14 protein-coding genes are annotated in these 16,318 nt (G+C 68.0%); 7 read left to right on the forward strand and 7 right to left on the reverse strand.

The genetic code is table 11. The features are described 5' to 3' along the window. Positions 1-16 precede the first annotated feature (16 nt). The 3 genes from AAFN46_RS17465 to AAFN46_RS17475 all read left to right on the forward strand — a co-directional run bounded on the left by AAFN46_RS17465 (position 17) and on the right by AAFN46_RS17475 (position 3,376). Entirely contained in the window at positions 17-1,003 is a 987-nt protein-coding gene (locus tag AAFN46_RS17465; RefSeq protein ID WP_347809970.1) for a serine O-acetyltransferase, read from the forward strand. A gap of 3 nt (positions 1,004-1,006) precedes the next feature. Next, positions 1,007-1,732 (forward strand): alanyl-tRNA editing protein, encoded by a 726-nt coding sequence (locus AAFN46_RS17470; RefSeq protein WP_347809971.1) that lies wholly within the window; start codon positions 1,007-1,009, stop codon positions 1,730-1,732. 162 nt (positions 1,733-1,894) lie between these two features. Further along, positions 1,895-3,376 (forward strand): M4 family metallopeptidase, encoded by a 1,482-nt coding sequence (locus tag AAFN46_RS17475; protein ID WP_347809972.1) that lies wholly within the window; start codon positions 1,895-1,897, stop codon positions 3,374-3,376. 31 nt (positions 3,377-3,407) lie between these two features. On the opposite strand, the gene AAFN46_RS17480 is transcribed toward AAFN46_RS17475, so the two are convergent. Continuing rightward, a complete protein-coding gene (locus AAFN46_RS17480) occupies positions 3,408-4,307 on the reverse strand; it encodes a LysR family transcriptional regulator (protein ID WP_347809973.1) in 900 nt (299 codons plus the stop codon). 107 nt (positions 4,308-4,414) lie between these two features. Here AAFN46_RS17480 and AAFN46_RS17485 point away from each other — a divergent pair, with 107 nt between their 5' ends. Together AAFN46_RS17485 and AAFN46_RS17490 are read left to right on the forward strand one after the other, a co-directional pair. Next, positions 4,415-5,029: a nitroreductase family protein gene (locus tag AAFN46_RS17485; protein WP_347809974.1), complete on the forward strand. Its 615-nt coding sequence runs from the start codon at positions 4,415-4,417 to the stop codon at positions 5,027-5,029. Between the two features lie 9 nt (positions 5,030-5,038). Next, positions 5,039-5,917: an EamA family transporter gene (locus tag AAFN46_RS17490; RefSeq protein WP_347809975.1), complete on the forward strand. Its 879-nt coding sequence runs from the start codon at positions 5,039-5,041 to the stop codon at positions 5,915-5,917. An 83-nt stretch (positions 5,918-6,000) separates the two neighbouring features. On the opposite strand, the gene typA is transcribed toward AAFN46_RS17490, so the two are convergent. Beyond that, positions 6,001-7,818: a translational GTPase TypA gene (typA, locus tag AAFN46_RS17495; protein ID WP_347809976.1), complete on the reverse strand. Its 1,818-nt coding sequence runs from the start codon at positions 7,816-7,818 to the stop codon at positions 6,001-6,003. Positions 7,819-7,981: 163 nt separating this feature from the next. Then, complete coding sequence (gene thiI, locus AAFN46_RS17500) at positions 7,982-9,487, reverse strand: tRNA uracil 4-sulfurtransferase ThiI (RefSeq protein WP_347809977.1); 1,506 nt, start codon at positions 9,485-9,487, stop codon at positions 7,982-7,984. A 320-nt stretch (positions 9,488-9,807) separates the two neighbouring features. Here thiI and glnA point away from each other — a divergent pair, with 320 nt between their 5' ends. Continuing rightward, a complete protein-coding gene (glnA, locus tag AAFN46_RS17505) occupies positions 9,808-11,211 on the forward strand; it encodes a glutamate--ammonia ligase (protein WP_347809978.1) in 1,404 nt (467 codons plus the stop codon). A 316-nt stretch (positions 11,212-11,527) separates the two neighbouring features. Here the strand turns inward: glnA and AAFN46_RS17510 are convergent, their stop codons facing one another. Then, complete coding sequence (locus tag AAFN46_RS17510; RefSeq protein WP_347809979.1) at positions 11,528-14,365, reverse strand: AMP-binding protein; 2,838 nt, start codon at positions 14,363-14,365, stop codon at positions 11,528-11,530. A 186-nt stretch (positions 14,366-14,551) separates the two neighbouring features. Here AAFN46_RS17510 and AAFN46_RS17515 point away from each other — a divergent pair, with 186 nt between their 5' ends. Continuing rightward, a complete protein-coding gene (locus tag AAFN46_RS17515) occupies positions 14,552-14,698 on the forward strand; it encodes a hypothetical protein (protein WP_347809980.1) in 147 nt (48 codons plus the stop codon). Positions 14,699-14,735: 37 nt separating this feature from the next. On the opposite strand, the gene AAFN46_RS17520 is transcribed toward AAFN46_RS17515, so the two are convergent. From AAFN46_RS17520 to AAFN46_RS17530, 3 genes are all read right to left on the reverse strand, one after another. Next, entirely contained in the window at positions 14,736-14,864 is a 129-nt protein-coding gene (locus tag AAFN46_RS17520) for a hypothetical protein (RefSeq protein ID WP_347809981.1), read from the reverse strand. 66 nt (positions 14,865-14,930) lie between these two features. Further along, entirely contained in the window at positions 14,931-15,890 is a 960-nt protein-coding gene (locus AAFN46_RS17525) for a biotin/lipoyl-binding protein (protein ID WP_347809982.1), read from the reverse strand. A gap of 3 nt (positions 15,891-15,893) precedes the next feature. Continuing rightward, complete coding sequence (locus AAFN46_RS17530) at positions 15,894-16,289, reverse strand: DUF3302 domain-containing protein (RefSeq protein ID WP_347809983.1); 396 nt, start codon at positions 16,287-16,289, stop codon at positions 15,894-15,896. Between the last annotated feature and the right edge of the window lie 29 nt (positions 16,290-16,318).

Here is a 16,318-nt window from a genome sequence, read left to right on the forward strand (position 1 = left end):
CCGCGGAGAACGACGGATGCGAGGCTATCTCGACAGCTTGAAGTTGTACGACGCACTGCTCGATCAGCTGGTGCACGCGCTCAGCGCCGAGGACATGGGTCTGTTGATGCCCTATCTGGAGACCATCATGGACCGCGCCGTGCAGCAGGTGAGCGAGGACCTGCAGGCCTACGCCGAGCGCGATCCGGCCTCCTGCGGGCGCAGCGAGCTGATCCTCGACACCTACGCCTCGTTCAAGGCCGTGCTGTTCCATCGCCTGGCGCATCAGGTCTGGCTGCACGGCGGCCTGAGCGAGCGCGAGCGCATCGCCCACCGCCTGGCCAACGCCGGCAAGCTGCAGTCCGGCGTGGAGATCCACCCGGCGGCGCGGATCGGCCGGCGCTTCGTGCTGGATCACGGCTTCGGCACGGTGATCGGCGAAACCAGCGAGATCGGCGACGACTGCTACCTGCTCAGCGGCGTGACCCTGGGCGCCGCGGGCATCGCCGACAACCCCGGCGGCAAACGCCACCCGCAGCTGGGCAACGGCGTCGAGGTCGGCGCCGGCGCGCGCATCCTCGGCGCGGTGAGCATCGGCGATCACGCCTTCATCAGCCCCGCCTGCGTGGTCACCCGCGACGTGCCGGCCAACACCCGGGTCAGCATCGTCAACCAGTTGCAGATGCAGCGCGACAGCGCCGCCGGCAGCCGCGGCTTCCTCGCCGCCTTCGCCCTCGGCGAGCGCCTGCACCTGGTCGGCGAGCTGCCGGAGAGCGACGAGGTCTGCGTGCTCGACGCCGAGCACAACCCGCTCGACTGCCTGGCCCTGGAGTGCACGGTGCGCGAGCGCCATCACCGCCAGTACCGCCTGCGCAACCTCGACGCCCTGGTGCCCGCGCCGCGCTACCCGCTGCACCTGTGGGTCGGCGGCCTGCCCCAGGAAGTGACCCTGCTGGACCCGCCCGGCCTGAGCAACCTGGTGCGCGCGGTTCTCAAACCCCACCTGCTGAGCATAGGAGGCTGACCCATGTCGGCGTTGACCCTACAGACCCGCGCCCTGTTCGACCAAGCGCCCTACCAACACTGCTTCACCGCCCGCGTGGTGGCCGTGAGCGAACAGGGCGTGGCCCTCGACCAGACGCTGTTCTACCCCACCGGCGGTGGCCAGCCCGGCGACCAGGGCCACCTGCTGCTGCCGGACGGCTCGGCCGTGACGGTGCTCGACACCCAGCGCGACCCGCTGCTGCGCGCGATCATCTGGCACCGGCTGGAGGACGGCGGCGCCGGCGTGCAGGTGGGCATGGAGGTGCAGGGCTGCCTGGACTGGGAGCGCCGCCACCGCCACATGCGCATGCACACCTGCCTGCACCTGCTGTGCGCGATCATCGATGCGCCGGTCACCGGCTGCAGCATCGCCGCCGACAAGGGTCGCCTGGATTTCGACCTGCCCGAGTCGACCCTGGACAAGGAGCGAATCACCCACCAGCTCAACGAGCTGATCGCCGCCGGCCTGGACGTGCGCGCGCACGAGCTGCCGGCCGGCGAGTACGGCAGCCTGCTCGAAATGACCCGCACCCGCGTCCCGCCGCCCACGACCCAAGGCATGGTGCGGGTGATCGACATCCCCGGCGTGGACATGCAGCCCTGCGGCGGCACCCACGTGCGCAACACCGCCGAAGTGGGCGCGGTGGTCTGCGACAAGATCGAGAAGAAGAGCCGGCACAACCGCCGCGTGACCCTGCGCTTCGCCTGAACAGGCCCGCCGCACTGCCGCATCCTGGCGCGGCGGCGGGCGCCCCTTTCATCGCCAATGCTCTGGCTATCCGCCAGCGGCGGCGGTGAACACTCCGCGCCGCCCACAAGGCGGCCGGAACCCAACCCTCGGAGCACCCCTCCGCCCATCCAGGAGAACGCCATGCAAAGGAAGTTGATCCACCGTTCGCTGCTGCTCGCCACCCTGAGCGCACCCACCCTCGCCAGCGCCGCACAGCTGGTCGATATCGCCAAGCTGCCGAGCGCCCGCGCGGGAATCGCCGCCGGCGACATTCGCGCCGACCTCGGCCTGAACCAGGACGAGCTCGGCGCGGACGCCAGCACCCGCCTGCCGAACGGCACCCGCGTCACTCGCTACCAACAGTTCTACAAGGGCGTGCGGGTGTGGGGCGAGGCCATCACCGAGACCCAGGGCGCCCGCACCCAGCGCAGCGGGCGCATGCTGGTCGGCATCGAGCAGGATCTGGTGCGCGACACGACCCCGACCCTGAGCAAGGAGCAGGCCCTGCAACAGGCCAAGGGCCTGGTGGACGGCAGCCGGCCGACGCGCAACGAGCAGAGCGAGCTGGTGGTACGCCAGAACGAACAGGGCCAGGCCCAGCTGGCCTACGTGGTGTCCTTCTTTCTCGGCGGCGCCAAGCCGTCGCGCCCGCACTTCATGATCGAGGCCAACAGCGGCGAGCTGCTGCAGCGCTGGGAAGGCCTGACCCACGCCGAGGCCAGCGGCCCGGGCGGCAACGCCAAGACCGGGCAGTACCTCTACGGCACCCAGTACGGCCCGCTGATCGTCAACAACCGCTGCCAGATGAACAGCGGCGACGTGATCACCGTCAACCTCAACCACAGCTACAACAACGCCAGCATCACGCCGTTCCGCTTCGCCTGCCCGTACAACGACTACAAGGCCATCAACGGCGCCTTCGCGCCGCTGAACGACGCGCACTACTTCGGCAACCTGGTGTTCCGCATGTACGGCAGCTGGTTCGGCGGCCTGCGCCCGCTGAACGAGCGCAAGCTGTACATGAAGGTGCACTACGGCAACGGCTACGAGAACGCCTTCTGGGACGGCCAGGCGATGACCTTCGGCGACGGCCGCAACCGCTTCTATCCGCTGGTATCGCTGGACGTCTCGGCCCACGAGGTCAGCCACGGCTTCACCGAGCTGAACTCGGGTCTGGTCTACGAGGGTCAGTCCGGCGGCATCAACGAGGCCTTCTCGGACATGGCCGGCGAGGCCGCCGAGTACTTCATGAAGGGCAGCAACGACTGGAAGGTCGGCGCCGACATCTTCAAGGCCAGCGGCGCGCTGCGCTACATGGACCAGCCCAGCCGCGACGGCGCCTCGATCGAGCATGCCAGCCAGTACCATGACGGCATCGACGTGCACCACTCCAGCGGGGTGTACAACCGCGCCTTCTACCTGCTGGCCAACTCGATCGGCTGGAACACGCGCAAGGCCTTCGAGGTGTTCGTCGACGCCAACCGCTTCTACTGGACCGAGACCAGCGGCTTCGACCAGGGCGCCTGCGGCGTGATCCAGTCGGCGCAGAACCGCAGCTACGGCAGCAGCGACGCCATCGCCGCCTTCGCCGCGGTCGGCGTGCGTTGCCCGACCCTGCTCTGAGCACCTGCCGGATAGGCCTGCTGTAGCGGGCCTATCCTAGGGAGTCGGCGCCCAACTCCTGCACCAGGAAATCCATGAAGGCCCGCACCTTGGCCTGCAGATGCCGACGCGAGGGGTAGACGGCATACAACCGGGTCTCGGGCGGCGCCCAGTCGCCCAGCACCGCCTGCAGGCGCCCCTGGGCCAGATCCTCGCGCACATAGATTTCCGGTACCAGGCTGACGCCGTGGCCGGCGCGCAGCGCCGCGCACAGGGCCAGGCTGGAGTTGACCTTATAGCGCCCGCGCACCGGTACCCGGCGCTGCTGGCCGGCGCGCTGGAAGCTCCACTCGCCGGCATGGCCGGACAGGGTGAACTGCACGCACTCCAGGCGCCGCAGATCGTCCGGGTCCTCGGGCACGCCGTGGCGCGCGAAATACTCCGGCGCACCGCAGAGCACGTGGTGCAGGGTCATCAGCTCGCGCGCCACCAGGCTCGAATCCTCCAGGCGATCGCTGCCGCGCAGGACCAGGTCGAAGCCATCCTTGACGATGTCGACGCGGCGGTCCTCCAGCTGCAGGTCCAGGGACAGCTCGGGATAGCGCTCGAGAAAGCGCGGAATGGCCTGGGCCAGGCGGATCAGGCTGAAGGACATCGGCGCGCTGACCCGCAGAGTGCCGCGTGGCGCGGTCTGCAGGGGGCCCAGGGAGCCGTCCGCTTCCTGCAGATCGTCGAGAATGCGCACCACCTGCTCGTGATAGCGGCAGCCGGCCTCGGTCAGGCTCATGCGCCGCGTGGTGCGATGCAGCAGGCGCACCGAGAGATGCGCCTCCAGCTCGTGGATGTTCTTGCTCACGGCGGCCGGCGACAGGCCCAGGTGGCGCGCGGCGGCAGCGAAGCTGCCGAGGTCGACGACCTGGCGGAACACGTTGAGCGCGGTGAAACGATCCATGTATTGAACACCATTAGTAAATAGTTAAGTGATCATAGCCTTAATTATCAACCAACTACCCCTGCATTAATCTAGCGCCCATAGCCCATCGACAGGAGTCACTCCAGATGCATCCCATACTCGAAGCCATCGTCCAACGCGCCTCGCTCAACGACTTCGACCCCTCGCGCAGCCTGGACGACGAGAGCATTCGCGCCCTGATCGGCTGGGCCGGCCGCGCGCCCAGCGCCTTCAACCTGCAGAACTGGCGCTACATCGCCGTGCGCAGCGCCGCGGGCAAGCAACGCCTGCGCAACCTGGCGTTTGGCCAGCCCAAGGTCAGCGAGGCGGCGGTGACCTTCATCGTCTGCGGCGTGCTGCCCCGCGCCGAGTGGCTGGCGGAGCGCCTGCAACCCTCGGTGAGTGCCGGCTTCATGCCGGCCGACATGCCGCACAGCTGGCAGCGCTCCGCCGAGCGGCTGTACGCGGAGTCGCCGCAGACCCGCCGCGACGAGGCCGTGCGCAGCGCCAGCCTGGGCGCCAGCACCCTGATGCAGGCCGGCCAGGCGCTGGGCCTGGGCGCCTGCCCGATGACCGGCTTCGACTCCGTCGGGGTGAGCGAGGCCTTCGCCCTGGCCGCGGAGGAGATTCCCGTGCTGCTGGTCGCCATGGGCCACGCCCTGCCCGGCAACTGGCCGCAGAAGCCGCGTCGCCCGCTGCAACAGATTCTCGAACTCGCCTGAGGAGCCGCCATGAAGCGCCACGCCGACCTGCTGATCACCGCCCTGGCTCCTGCCATCTGGGGCAGCACCTATGTGGTGACCACCCTGATGCTGCCCGCCGACTATCCGCTGACCATGGCCATGCTGCGCGCCCTGCCGGCGGGCCTGCTGCTGCTCCTGCTGGTGCGCCAGCTGCCCCGGGGGCGCTGGTGGGCGCGCATCTTCCTGCTCGGCGCGCTCAACTTCTCGCTGTTCTGGGCCATGCTGTTCGTCGCCGCCTACCGCCTGCCGGGCGGCGTCGCCGCCACCCTGGGGGCGATCCAGCCGCTGTTCGTCATACTGCTGGCACGCCTGGCCCTGGGCTCGCCGATTCGCCCGCTGGCGCTGCTGGGCTCAATGGCCGGCATGCTCGGCGTCGCCCTGCTGGTGCTGACGCCCCAGGCCACGCTGGACCCACTCGGCGTCGCCGCCGGGCTGGCGGGCGCCGCCTCCATGGCCCTGGGTACCGTGCTCAGCCGGCGCTGGCAGCCGCCGACCACGGCACTCACCTTCACCGCCTGGCAACTGGTCGCCGGCGGGCTGCTGCTCCTGCCGGCCGCCCTGCTGCTGGAGCCGGAGCCGCCCAGCATGGATGCGCTGAACGTCGCCGGCATCGCCTACCTGGGCCTGATCGGCGCGGCGCTGACCTACATCATCTGGTTCCGCGGCGTGGCCCGCCTGGAGCCGGCTGCGGTGTCCTCGCTGGGCTTCCTCAGCCCGCTCAGCGCCGTGGTTCTGGGCTGGCTGTTGCTGGAGCAGAGCCTGAGCCCCGCGCAACTGCTGGGCATGGCCATAGTGGTGGGCAGCGTGTGGCTGAGCCAGCTGCCCCAACCCAGCCCGGCCGCGGCCCTGCCGGCCGCGCGCCCCTGACGAAAAAGCCCCCGGCGGATCGCTCCGCCGGGGGCTTTTCATTCACTTGCGGCTCGAGGCTTGCCGCTTGCAGCTGCTACGCCTCAGACCTTGCTGCGCTCGTAGCGCTTGCGGTCGTTCTCGTTGAGCAGCTTCTTGCGCAGACGGATCGACTTCGGCGTCACTTCCACCAGCTCGTCTTCGTCGATGAACTCCAGCGCCTGCTCCAGGGTGAACTTCAGCGCCGGGGTCAGCTGGATGGTCTCGTCCTTGCCGGAAGCGCGCATGTTGTCGAGCTTCTTGGCCTTGGTCGGGTTGATCACCAGGTCGTTGTCGCGGCTGTGGATGCCGGCCAGCTGGCCTTCGTAGACTTCGTCGCCCGGGCTCAGGAACAGCTTGCCGCGGTCCTGCAGGGTCTCCAGGGAGTAGGTCAGCGCGGTGCCGGTGGCCATCGACACCAGCACGCCGTTCTGGCGGTGGGCGACGTCGCCGGCCTTGACCGGACCGTAGTGGTCGAAGGTCGAGGTGAGGATGCCGGTGCCCGAGGTCATGGTCAGGAAGGCGTTACGGAAACCGATCAGGCCGCGGGCCGGGATCACGTATTCCAGGCGGATACGGCCCTTGCCGTCCGGCACCATGTTGGTCATGTCGCCCTTACGCAGACCCATCTGCTCCATCACCGGGCCCTGGTGCTGCTCCTCGATGTCGATGGTGACGTTCTCGTAGGGCTCCTGCTTCTCGCCGTCCTTCTCGATGATCACTACTTCCGGGCGGCCCACGGCCAGCTCGAAGCCTTCGCGGCGCATGGTTTCGATCAGTACCGACAGGTGCAGCTCGCCACGGCCGGAGACCTTGAACTTCTCGGCCGAATCACCCGGCTCGACGCGCAGGGCCACGTTGTGCAGCAGTTCCTTGTCCAGACGGTCCTTGATGTTGCGGCTGGTGACGAACTTGCCTTCCTTGCCGGCGAACGGCGAGTCGTTGACCTGGAAGGTCATGCTCACGGTCGGCTGGTCGACGGTCAGCGGCGGGCGCGCCTCGACATGCTGCGGATCACACAGGGTGTCGGAGATGAACAGCTCTTCCATGCCGCTGACGCAGACGATGTCGCCGGCCTCGGCCTCGGCCACTTCCACGCGCTGCAGGCCGGAGTGGCCCATGATCTTCAGCACGCGGCCGTTGCGCTTGCTGCCGTCGTCGCTGATGGCCACCACCGGGGTGTTGGTCTTGATTTTGCCGCGGGCGATGCGGCCGATGCCGATCACGCCGAGGAAGCTGTTGTAGTCCAGCTGGGAGATCTGCATCTGGAACGGGCCGTCGACATCCACCTTGGGCGCCGGCACGTGGTCGATGATGGCCTGGAACAGGGCGTCCATGTTGTCGTCCATGTTCTCGTGGTCCATGCCGGCGATGCCGTTCAGGGCGCTGGCGTAGACGATCGGGAAGTCCAGCTGCTCGTCGGTGGCGCCAAGGTTGTCGAACAGGTCGAAGATCTGGTCGATGACCCAGTCCGGACGCGCGCCGGGACGGTCGATCTTGTTCACCACCACGATCGGACGCAGGCCGGCCTTGAACGCCTTCTGGGTCACGAAGCGGGTCTGCGGCATGGGGCCGTCCTGGGCGTCGACCACCAGCAGCACGGAGTCGACCATGGACATCACGCGCTCCACTTCACCGCCGAAGTCGGCGTGGCCGGGGGTGTCGACGATGTTGATGTTGTAGCCGTTCCACTTGATGGCGGTGTTCTTCGCCAAAATGGTGATGCCGCGCTCTTTTTCCTGGTCGTTGGAGTCCATCACCCGCTCGTTTTCCGCTTCTTTGCGGTCGAGGGTGCCGGAGAGCTTCAGCAGTTTGTCTACCAGGGTGGTCTTGCCATGGTCGACGTGGGCGATGATGGCGATATTGCGCAGTTTTTCGATCACGATTTTTTCCTAAAAGAGAGCGGCAAGTTTCGAGCCGCAAGCTGCAAGTGAAAGCATTAAGGGCAGCGGCAAGCTTCAAGCCGCAAGCTGCAAGTAAAAGCGTTGGAAAGCCGGTCGGGGGGATGACGGCGGCGTCGAGCGCTGCGCCGAATGTGGCAGGTTCTCATGACTGTTCGCCCTTGCCTTGCCGCTTGTGGCTTGCAGCTTGCGGCTGTGCGGGTCGGTAGACCCGCACATTGGCATGCCCCTCGCTGAGCAGATGGTGGGCATGCAGGCGGCTCATCACGCCCTTGTCGCAATACAGCAGGTACTGGCGGGTCTCATCCAGTTCCTTGAATCTGTTGTTCAGCGCGTAGAACGGCAGGGCCTGCACCTCGATGCCGGGCAGCTGCAGCGGCTCGTCCTCGGCGGCATCCGGGTGGCGGATGTCGATGACGATCTGCCCGGCCAGGGCCTCGGCCACTTCCTCGACCTGCAGGTCCTGGCCCATCTCGTCGATGACCTTGTCCACCGTCACCCGCCGTGCGCGCTCCAGGGCGCGCTCGAGCACGGCCATGTCGAACTGCGCCTCCTCGTGCTCGACGCGCCCGCGCTTGGCGCGGGTGGTCGGGTTGACCGAGATCACCCCGCAGTACTCGGGCATGTTCTTGGCGAACTCGGCGGTGCCGATGGCCGAGGCGGTGTCGATGATGTCCTGCTTGTGCGCGGCGATCAGCGGGCGCAGCACCAGGGTGTCGGTGACCGAGTCGATCACCGAGAGGTTGGGCAGTGTCTGGCTGGACACCTGGCTGATCGCCTCGCCGGTGACCAGCGCGTCGATATGCAGCTCCTCGGCGATGCGGCTGGCAGCGCGCAGCATCATGCGCTTGAGCACCACGCCCATCTGGCTGTTGTCGACCTTGGAGAGGATCTCGCCGACCACTTCCTCGAACGGCACGCTGATAAACAGCACGCGGTGCGAGCTGCCGAACTTCTGCCACAGGTGGTGGGCCACTTCCATCACGCCCAGCTCGTGGGCGCGGCCGCCGAGGTTGAAGAAGCAGAAGTGGGTGAGCAGGCCGCGACGCATCATCTGGTAGGCGGCGACCGTGGAGTCGAAGCCGCCGCTCATCAGCACCAGAGTCTGCTCGATGGAGCCCAGCGGATAGCCACCGAGCCCCTCATGCTGGGCATGGATGATCAGCAGGCGGTCGTAGCGCACTTCGAAGCGCGCCTCGACCTCGGGCTGCCTGAGATCGATGCCGGCGGCCCCGCACTCGCGGCGCAGGCGGCTGCCAACATGGGTGGCCAGTTCCATCGAGGTGAAGTCGTGGGTGTTGCCGGCGCGCTTGCAGCGCACGGCGAACACCTTGCCGGCGATCTGCTCGCCAAAATGCGCGCGGCATTTCTCGAAAGTGTCATCGAAATCGACGTAGGGATATTCGTGCACTTCGAGGAAGTGGGCGATGCCCGGCGTGTTGCGCAGGCGCTCGAACATCTCCTGCTGGGTCTTGCGCTCGCTGACCCGGCTGATCAGATCGAGGTTGTCCCATTCGCCCTGCACCTCCAGTTCGGGATCCAGGTCGCGCAGCACCGTGCGGATGTTCTTGGCCAGCTGGCGGATGAACTGCTTGCGCACCGGCCGGCTCTTGATGGTGATTTCCGCGAAGGGTTTGACGATGAGTTTCATGAAAAAACGCGCGCCGGGCGGGAGGCCGAAAAACAGGGGCGCGGATTATAGCGGAAATTGCTCAAGCTTTGACCAAAAAAGCGCAAGGCACCAAAAAAGTGCGCTGCGCGAAAACACCGCACCGATATGGTGCTTAAATCAATCGCGAATTCCGCCCCGCACCCCGGAATGCCTGAGTTTCGGGCGCACAGCCCATTCCGGGGCACTGGCACGCTAATTGCTCCCTTGTGAGGCAGTCGGGTCTGGCGGACTATCCCGCCCGACTTTGCACCGATTCCGGAGACTGGCTGGAACCAGTCTCCTTCCACCTGGAGGACACCATGTCGAAGTCGCTTCAACTGATTAAAGAACACGACGTGAAGTGGATTGATCTTCGCTTCACCGACACCAAAGGCAAGCAACAGCACGTGACCATGCCGGCACGTGACGCCGACGACGACTTCTTCGAAGTCGGCAAGATGTTCGACGGCTCCTCCATCGCCGGCTGGAAAGGCATCGAAGCCTCCGACATGATCCTGATGCCGGACGACAGCACCGCCGTGCTGGACCCCTTCACCGAAGAGCCGACCCTGATCCTGGTCTGCGACATCATCGAGCCCTCCACCATGCAGGGCTACGACCGCGACCCGCGCGCCATCGCCAAGCGCGCCGAGGAATACCTGAAGTCCACCGGTATCGGTGACACCGTATTCGTCGGCCCGGAGCCGGAGTTCTTCATCTTCGACGAAGTGAAGTTCAAGTCCGACATCTCCGGCTCGATGTTCAAGATCTTCTCCGAGCAGGCCTCCTGGAACACCGACGCCGACATCGAGTCCGGCAACAAGGGCCACCGCCCGGGCGTCAAGGGCGGCTACTTCCCGGTTCCGCCCGTCGACCACGACCACGAAATCCGCACCGCCATGTGCAACGCCCTGGAAGAGATGGGCCTGGTCGTCGAAGTGCACCACCACGAAGTGGCCACTGCCGGCCAGAACGAGATCGGCGTGAAGTTCAACACCCTGGTCGCCAAGGCCGACGAAGTGCAGACCCTGAAGTACTGCGTGCACAACGTCGCCGACGCCTACGGCAAGACCGTGACCTTCATGCCGAAGCCGCTGTACGGCGACAACGGCTCGGGCATGCACGTGCACATGTCCATCTCCAAAGATGGCAAGAACACCTTCGCTGGCGAAGGCTATGCCGGCCTGTCCGATACCGCCCTGTACTTCATCGGCGGCATCATCAAGCACGGCAAGGCCCTGAACGGCTTCACCAACCCGTCGACCAACTCTTACAAGCGTCTGGTCCCGGGCTTCGAAGCTCCGGTCATGCTGGCCTACTCGGCTCGCAACCGTTCCGCCTCGATCCGTATTCCGTACGTTTCCAGCCCGAAAGCCCGCCGCATCGAGGCGCGCTTCCCGGATCCGGCTGCCAACCCCTACCTGGCCTTCGCTGCCCTGCTGATGGCCGGTCTGGACGGTATCCAGAACAAGATCCACCCGGGCGATGCCGCCGACAAGAACCTGTATGACCTGCCGCCGGAAGAGGCCAAGGAAATCCCGCAGGTTTGCGGCAGCCTGAAGGAAGCCCTGGAAGAGCTGGACAAGGGCCGCGCCTTCCTGACCAAGGGCGGCGTGTTCTCCGACGACTTCATCGATGCCTACATCGCCCTGAAGTCCGAGGAAGAGATCAAGGTGCGCACCTTCGTGCACCCGCTGGAATACGACCTGTACTACAGCGTCTAAGCCGGTAGCGCGACACGAGAGAGGCCTCCTTCGGGAGGCCTCTTTTTTTGTCCGCGAGAAGCGGAAAGCCCACTCCCCCGCACCGGTGGGTTACGCCGCGCTGCGGCTAACCCACCCTACTCGCCTGCCCGCAGAGCACTCAGCGGGAGTCAGACGTAGGGCGGGTTAGCCGAAGGCGTAACCCGCCGAGCGATGTATCGCCCCCCACCCGTGCCACCTCGCCGTCATTCCACCCGACGCGGCGTGATGGTGAGCCCCGACCAGCGCGGGGCAGGTGACCCTCCCTACAGGGCTTTCGCGTTTCTGCGAACTCGCCTCAGCCGGCCAGGCGCAGGCGGTCCGGCTCGTCCAGCTGCTGCTGCAGCACCGCCCGCGCCTTGTCGCGCAGCTTGATCGCATCCAGCCAGTCGTGGCCGTCGGCCAGCAGTTGCCCGCAGAGCTTGACCCGCACCTCGCCGCGATGGGGGAACCACTGGCCGTCGCGCAGCACCATGCGCGTGCCGCCCAGGGCCACCGGCAATAGCGGCACGTCGGCCCGCGCGGCGAGGACGAAGGCGCCCATGCGGAACGCCTGCAGGCCCGGCTCGCGGCTCAGGGTACCCTCGGGGAAGAACACCAGCGACTGCCCGGCCGCCAGGGTCTGGGCCAGGGCCTCGGCGTCGGCGACGCCACGCTGCACGTCGAAACGCTCGACGAAGCAGGTACCGAGCCGGCGCAGGAAGCGCCCGGCGACGAACTGTCCGGCCAGCTCGCGCTTGGCGACGAAACTGAAGCTCGGCGGCAGCACCGCGCACAGCACCAGGCCGTCCAAGTAGCTGGCATGGTTGGCCACCAGCACGCGCACCTGCGGCAGGCGCACCTGGCCCAGGCCGCTGACGTTCAGCGGCACCCCGGCCAGGCGCAGGAAGGCCCGCGCCGCCAGCCGCACCAGGCGCCGGCACCAGCTGCGTCGCGGCAGCAGCGCCACCGCCAGCCAGGTCAGGCTGGCGAGGGTCAGCAGCAGGGCCCAGAAGTAGCCGGCGTAGAGCAAGGCGCCGAGCGCCCGCGCCAGGCGCCCGGCCTGGGCCCGCGCGGCCGCCTGCAGCAGGCGCAGCAGCTGGCGCCACACCGCGCGGCGCGGCCGCCCCACCTCGCCGCGCTCGTACAGCTCGCGGCTGGCGGCGCGGCGGATCTTGCCGCTGGAAGTCTTCAGCACGCTGTGTGGCGGCGCCAGGACGATATCGTCCGGCGCCAGCCCGGTGAGGTCCAAGGACACCCGGTTGATCGCCTGCTGCAGTGCGCGCCGCGCGGCCGGGTCCTGCTCATGGGTCTCGGCCAGCACCACCAGGCGCTCGCTACCGCCGGCCGCGTCGCGGCTGCCGAACACCGCCACGCAGCCCTTGCGCAGGCCATCCAGGTTGCCCACCGCGGTCTCCACGTCGTAGGGGTAGATGTTGCGCCCGCCGCGAATGATCAGGTCCTTGGCGCGGCCGCTGAGGTACAGCTCGCCGCCGGCCATGTAGCCCAGGTCCAGGGAGTCGAGCCAGGGGCCGTGGCGCACCCGCGCGCTCTCCTCGGGGTTGGCGAAGTAGCCGGCGCTGGTCGAGGGCCCGCGGAACTGCACATGGCCCTCGGTGCGCTCGGGCAGCTCCACGTCCTGACCGTCGACCACGCGGATCTGGTGCCCCGGCAGCGGCCCGCCGCAGCACACGAAACGCAGCGCGTCGGCGCTATCCGGCGCCACCGGGCGCGCCCGCCCGCCGCTCTGGAACGGCGCGCGCGCCACCCAGTCGATGCGCGGCCCGCGCCCCAGCGGCGGGAAGGCCACCCCCAGAGTGCCCTCGGCCAGGCCGTACACCGGCATCAGCGCGCCCGGCGCCAGGCCGTAGGCGGCGAAACGCTCGGCGAAACGCCGCAGGGTGTCGGGGTTGACCGGCTCGGCGCCGTTCAGCGCCAGGCGCCAGCTGCTCAGGTCGAGGCCCGCCAGCTCGGTCGCGTCGAGCCGGCTCAGGCACAGCTCGTAGGCGAAGTTCGGCGCCGCCGAGAGGGTCGCGCGGTACTGCTGAATGGTCCGCAGCCAGCGCGCCGGGCGGGCGAGGAAGGCCAAAGGCGACATCAGCACCAGGTTGAAGCCGTAGTACAGGCTGCCGAGCCAGGCGCCGATCAGGCCCATGTCGTGGTACATCGGCAGCCAGCTGACGAATACGTCCGTGGCGTCGACCCGCAGTGCCTTGCCCATGGCCCGCAGGTTGGCCAGCAGGTTGGCGTGGCTGACCATCACCCCCTTGGGCTGGCCGGTGCTGCCGGAGGTGTACTGCAGGAAGGCCAGATCGCCGGCCTGGCGCGGCTGGGCGCGCAGGCTGCCGCTGGCCGCCGCCAGCTCGGCGACGCCGAGGATCTCGCCCAGGCTCGGCACCTGCGGGCGCAGCAGGTGGGTGAGCAGCTTGGCCTCACTGACGGTGATCAGCATGCGCGCCTCGGCGTTGCCGAGGATCGCCGCCTGGCGGCGCAGGTGCTCCTCGATCTGCGCCAGGCGCATCGGCGGGTAGATCGGCACCGGCACACCGCCGGCCAGGAGGATGCCGAAGAAGGCGAAGAGGAAGTCGCGGCCGGTCGGCAGCATCAGCGCCACCCGCTGGCCGGCCTCCAGCCCGCGCTGCTGCAGGCCCACGGCCACCGCCCGGGCACCGGCCTGGAGCGCCGCGTAGTCGATCTCCTCGCACGCCTCGGCGTCGCCCAGCAGGCGCACGTGGCAACGCTGCGGATGGCGCCGCACGTGCCAGTCGAGCACCTCCATCAGGGTCTGGGCCTGCTCCGGGGTGCCCGGACCGACCTCGGTGACGGCGTCCTCGGCCGTCACCGACGGCGCGGCGCCGGCCTGCGCCGCAGCCGGCTCGCCGAGGGCCGCGAGCAGGTCATGGGGGGTGTCGGCGCTGGCGAACAGGGCCTCGGGCAGGCGCACGTCGAACTCGCGCTCGATGCGCGACCACAGCTCGACCCGGGCCAGGCTGTCCAGCCCAAGGTCGCGGTCGAAGGCGCTGTGCAGGCCGATGGCCGCCTCCTCGGCGGCATACGGGCGCAACTCCAGTACGGTCTGCCGGACGATGTCCAGCAGCTTCTGAGCGGTCTCCGCGCTATCGGCGGCGACCGGCTCGGCATGAGGCAGGCGACTCATCGGCGACTCCTCATTCGCTGGGCCGGCGTTGGGACGGCCCACATTCATTCACCATAACCCCTGGCCGGCAGCGGCGATAATAACCCTCCCCCATAACCAGGGCGCGCTTATAGCCGGGCCGATCTCGCCTGCGCCGCCCGTCGCGGCTAGGCTTGCCTGACCGCTCCAGCCACTGGAGAACACACCATGTCTGCCAGCCTCGCCCGCGGTGTGACGCGCCTGGAGGCCTGGTCCTGGGCGATGTACGACTTCGCCAACTCCGGCTACACCACGGTGGTGATCACTGCGCTGTTCAGCGCCTATTTCGTCGCCGTGGCGGCCGCTGGCGCCTGAGCCGGGCCGAACGCCCCTAGGACCAGAACGCCGAGCCCTAGCACACCAGATAGATGATGACGGCCGGGCTGGACACCCAGAAGGCCTGCATGCCGTCGGACAGCGGCTCGATCTCGTCACAGCACACCACCCCGGCGGCGGCCGCCGCGATGTCGTCGGCGACCACCTCCCCAGGTCCCGGCCCGGCCCAGCCCGGCGACCACGAAATCCGCACCGCTTGCCCGCAGAGCACTCAGTGGAAGGGGAAGATGTAGTTCATCCAGGACGCCATGCGCAGGAGGATCTTGCGCATGATGGCGACATGGTGGAAGTGCTCCGAATACAGCGCGGCCTGGCCATAGGCGCCGCCCGGCATCAGCTCGCGGTACTGCTCGAACTCGGGATCGGTCACCTCCAGCACCACCGGCACGCGCCCCGGCGGCGGCGAGCCGGTGAAGCCGATCAGGTTGCCGCTGGGCTGCACCTGGCCCTCGGCGATCACCGGCATCACCTGCTTCACCCGCGCCGCGAACACCTCGCCGGGGATGCCGTCGAAGGCGATCTCCGCCTCGTCGCCCACGCTCAGGCGCAGCTGGCTGTTCTGCCGCATCCAGGCCACATAGGCATAGTCCTCCTGCGGCACGAAGACCATGGCCGGGCGCAGCGGCATCTTCACCGCGTAGACGCCCGGGCGCAGCGACACCTGGGTCACGTAGCCCCTGGACGGCGCGCGCACCGTGGTGTTGTCCAGCTCGAACCGGGCGATATTGAGCTGCGCCTGCAGGTCCGCCACGCTGGCCGAGGCGATGTCGACGTCGCGCCGGTTGCCGACGTTGCGCCGGGCCAGCTCGCTGGCCCGCGCCAGATCGGCCCTGGCCGAGACCAGCTGGGCCTTGAGCGACTCGACGCGGTTCTCGAAGGGCGTCGGGTCGATGCGGAACAGCACATCGCCCTTTTCCATCATGCGGTTGCCCTGGGCCGGCACGTCCACGACCTGGCCGCTCACCGCCGGCACTATCGGCGTGCTGACGAAGTAGCTGCGCGACACCTCGGAATAGGGGTGGTTGTAGTTCATCAGGAAGATCAGCGTGCCGATCAGGACCACCCCGCCGAGCACGGCGGTGGGCACGGTCCACTTGGTCAGCGGAATCCTGAAGACCTTGAAGATGACGACGCAGAAGGCGGTGTAGGTGAGGATCAGCAACAGGTCCATTGCTCAACCCTCCTGCTGCGGCGCGGCGGCCGCGACGGGCGCGGGCGGCTCGGGGCTGGGCGCAGGAGCAGGGGCGGCCTGCAGCGCATCGAGGCGCGCCTGCAGCTCGGCGAGCTGCGCCGCCAACTGGTCCAGGCGCGCGTCCGCGCCCGCATCCGGCACCGGTGTGGCGAAGCCCCAGCCGCGGTCCTCGCGATAGAGGGTGGCCCAGATCCACAGGAAGGGCCAGATCGCGTGCAGGGTGAACAGGCTGATCCAGCCGGCCACATGAATGGCGTCCTGCTGCGGATGATTGCGATGCACGGCGATCTCGTAGGGGATATCGTGGATCGCGATCACCCCGTAGAACAGCACTATGCCGACGAAGAACAAGATTCCCAACGCGATGTAGTCCAGCATCGCCAACTCCCTTTCAGTGGTTCCCGCGC

Source organism: Pseudomonas sp. CAU 1711 (genome assembly GCF_039888625.1).
Classification (GTDB): Bacteria; Pseudomonadota; Gammaproteobacteria; order Pseudomonadales; family Pseudomonadaceae; genus Aquipseudomonas.

Bases quoted from the DNA above. Each gene is read 5' to 3' on its own strand.
- AAFN46_RS17510 (WP_347809979.1), bottom strand. From the start codon at position 14,365: ATGAGTCGCCTGCCTCATGCCGAGCCGGTCGCCGCCGATAGCGCGGAG.
- AAFN46_RS17480 (WP_347809973.1), bottom strand. From the start codon at position 4,307: ATGGATCGTTTCACCGCGCTCAACGTGTTCCGCCAGGTCGTCGACCTC.
- AAFN46_RS17490 (WP_347809975.1), top strand. From the start codon at position 5,039: ATGAAGCGCCACGCCGACCTGCTGATCACCGCCCTGGCTCCTGCCATC.
- glnA (WP_347809978.1), top strand. From the start codon at position 9,808: ATGTCGAAGTCGCTTCAACTGATTAAAGAACACGACGTGAAGTGGATT.
- thiI (WP_347809977.1), bottom strand. From the start codon at position 9,487: ATGAAACTCATCGTCAAACCCTTCGCGGAAATCACCATCAAGAGCCGG.
- AAFN46_RS17525 (WP_347809982.1), bottom strand. From the start codon at position 15,890: ATGGACCTGTTGCTGATCCTCACCTACACCGCCTTCTGCGTCGTCATC.
- AAFN46_RS17515 (WP_347809980.1), top strand. From the start codon at position 14,552: ATGTCTGCCAGCCTCGCCCGCGGTGTGACGCGCCTGGAGGCCTGGTCC.
- AAFN46_RS17475 (WP_347809972.1), top strand. From the start codon at position 1,895: ATGCAAAGGAAGTTGATCCACCGTTCGCTGCTGCTCGCCACCCTGAGC.
- AAFN46_RS17470 (WP_347809971.1), top strand. From the start codon at position 1,007: ATGTCGGCGTTGACCCTACAGACCCGCGCCCTGTTCGACCAAGCGCCC.
- AAFN46_RS17465 (WP_347809970.1), top strand. From the start codon at position 17: ATGCGAGGCTATCTCGACAGCTTGAAGTTGTACGACGCACTGCTCGAT.
- AAFN46_RS17485 (WP_347809974.1), top strand. From the start codon at position 4,415: ATGCATCCCATACTCGAAGCCATCGTCCAACGCGCCTCGCTCAACGAC.
- AAFN46_RS17530 (WP_347809983.1), bottom strand. From the start codon at position 16,289: ATGCTGGACTACATCGCGTTGGGAATCTTGTTCTTCGTCGGCATAGTG.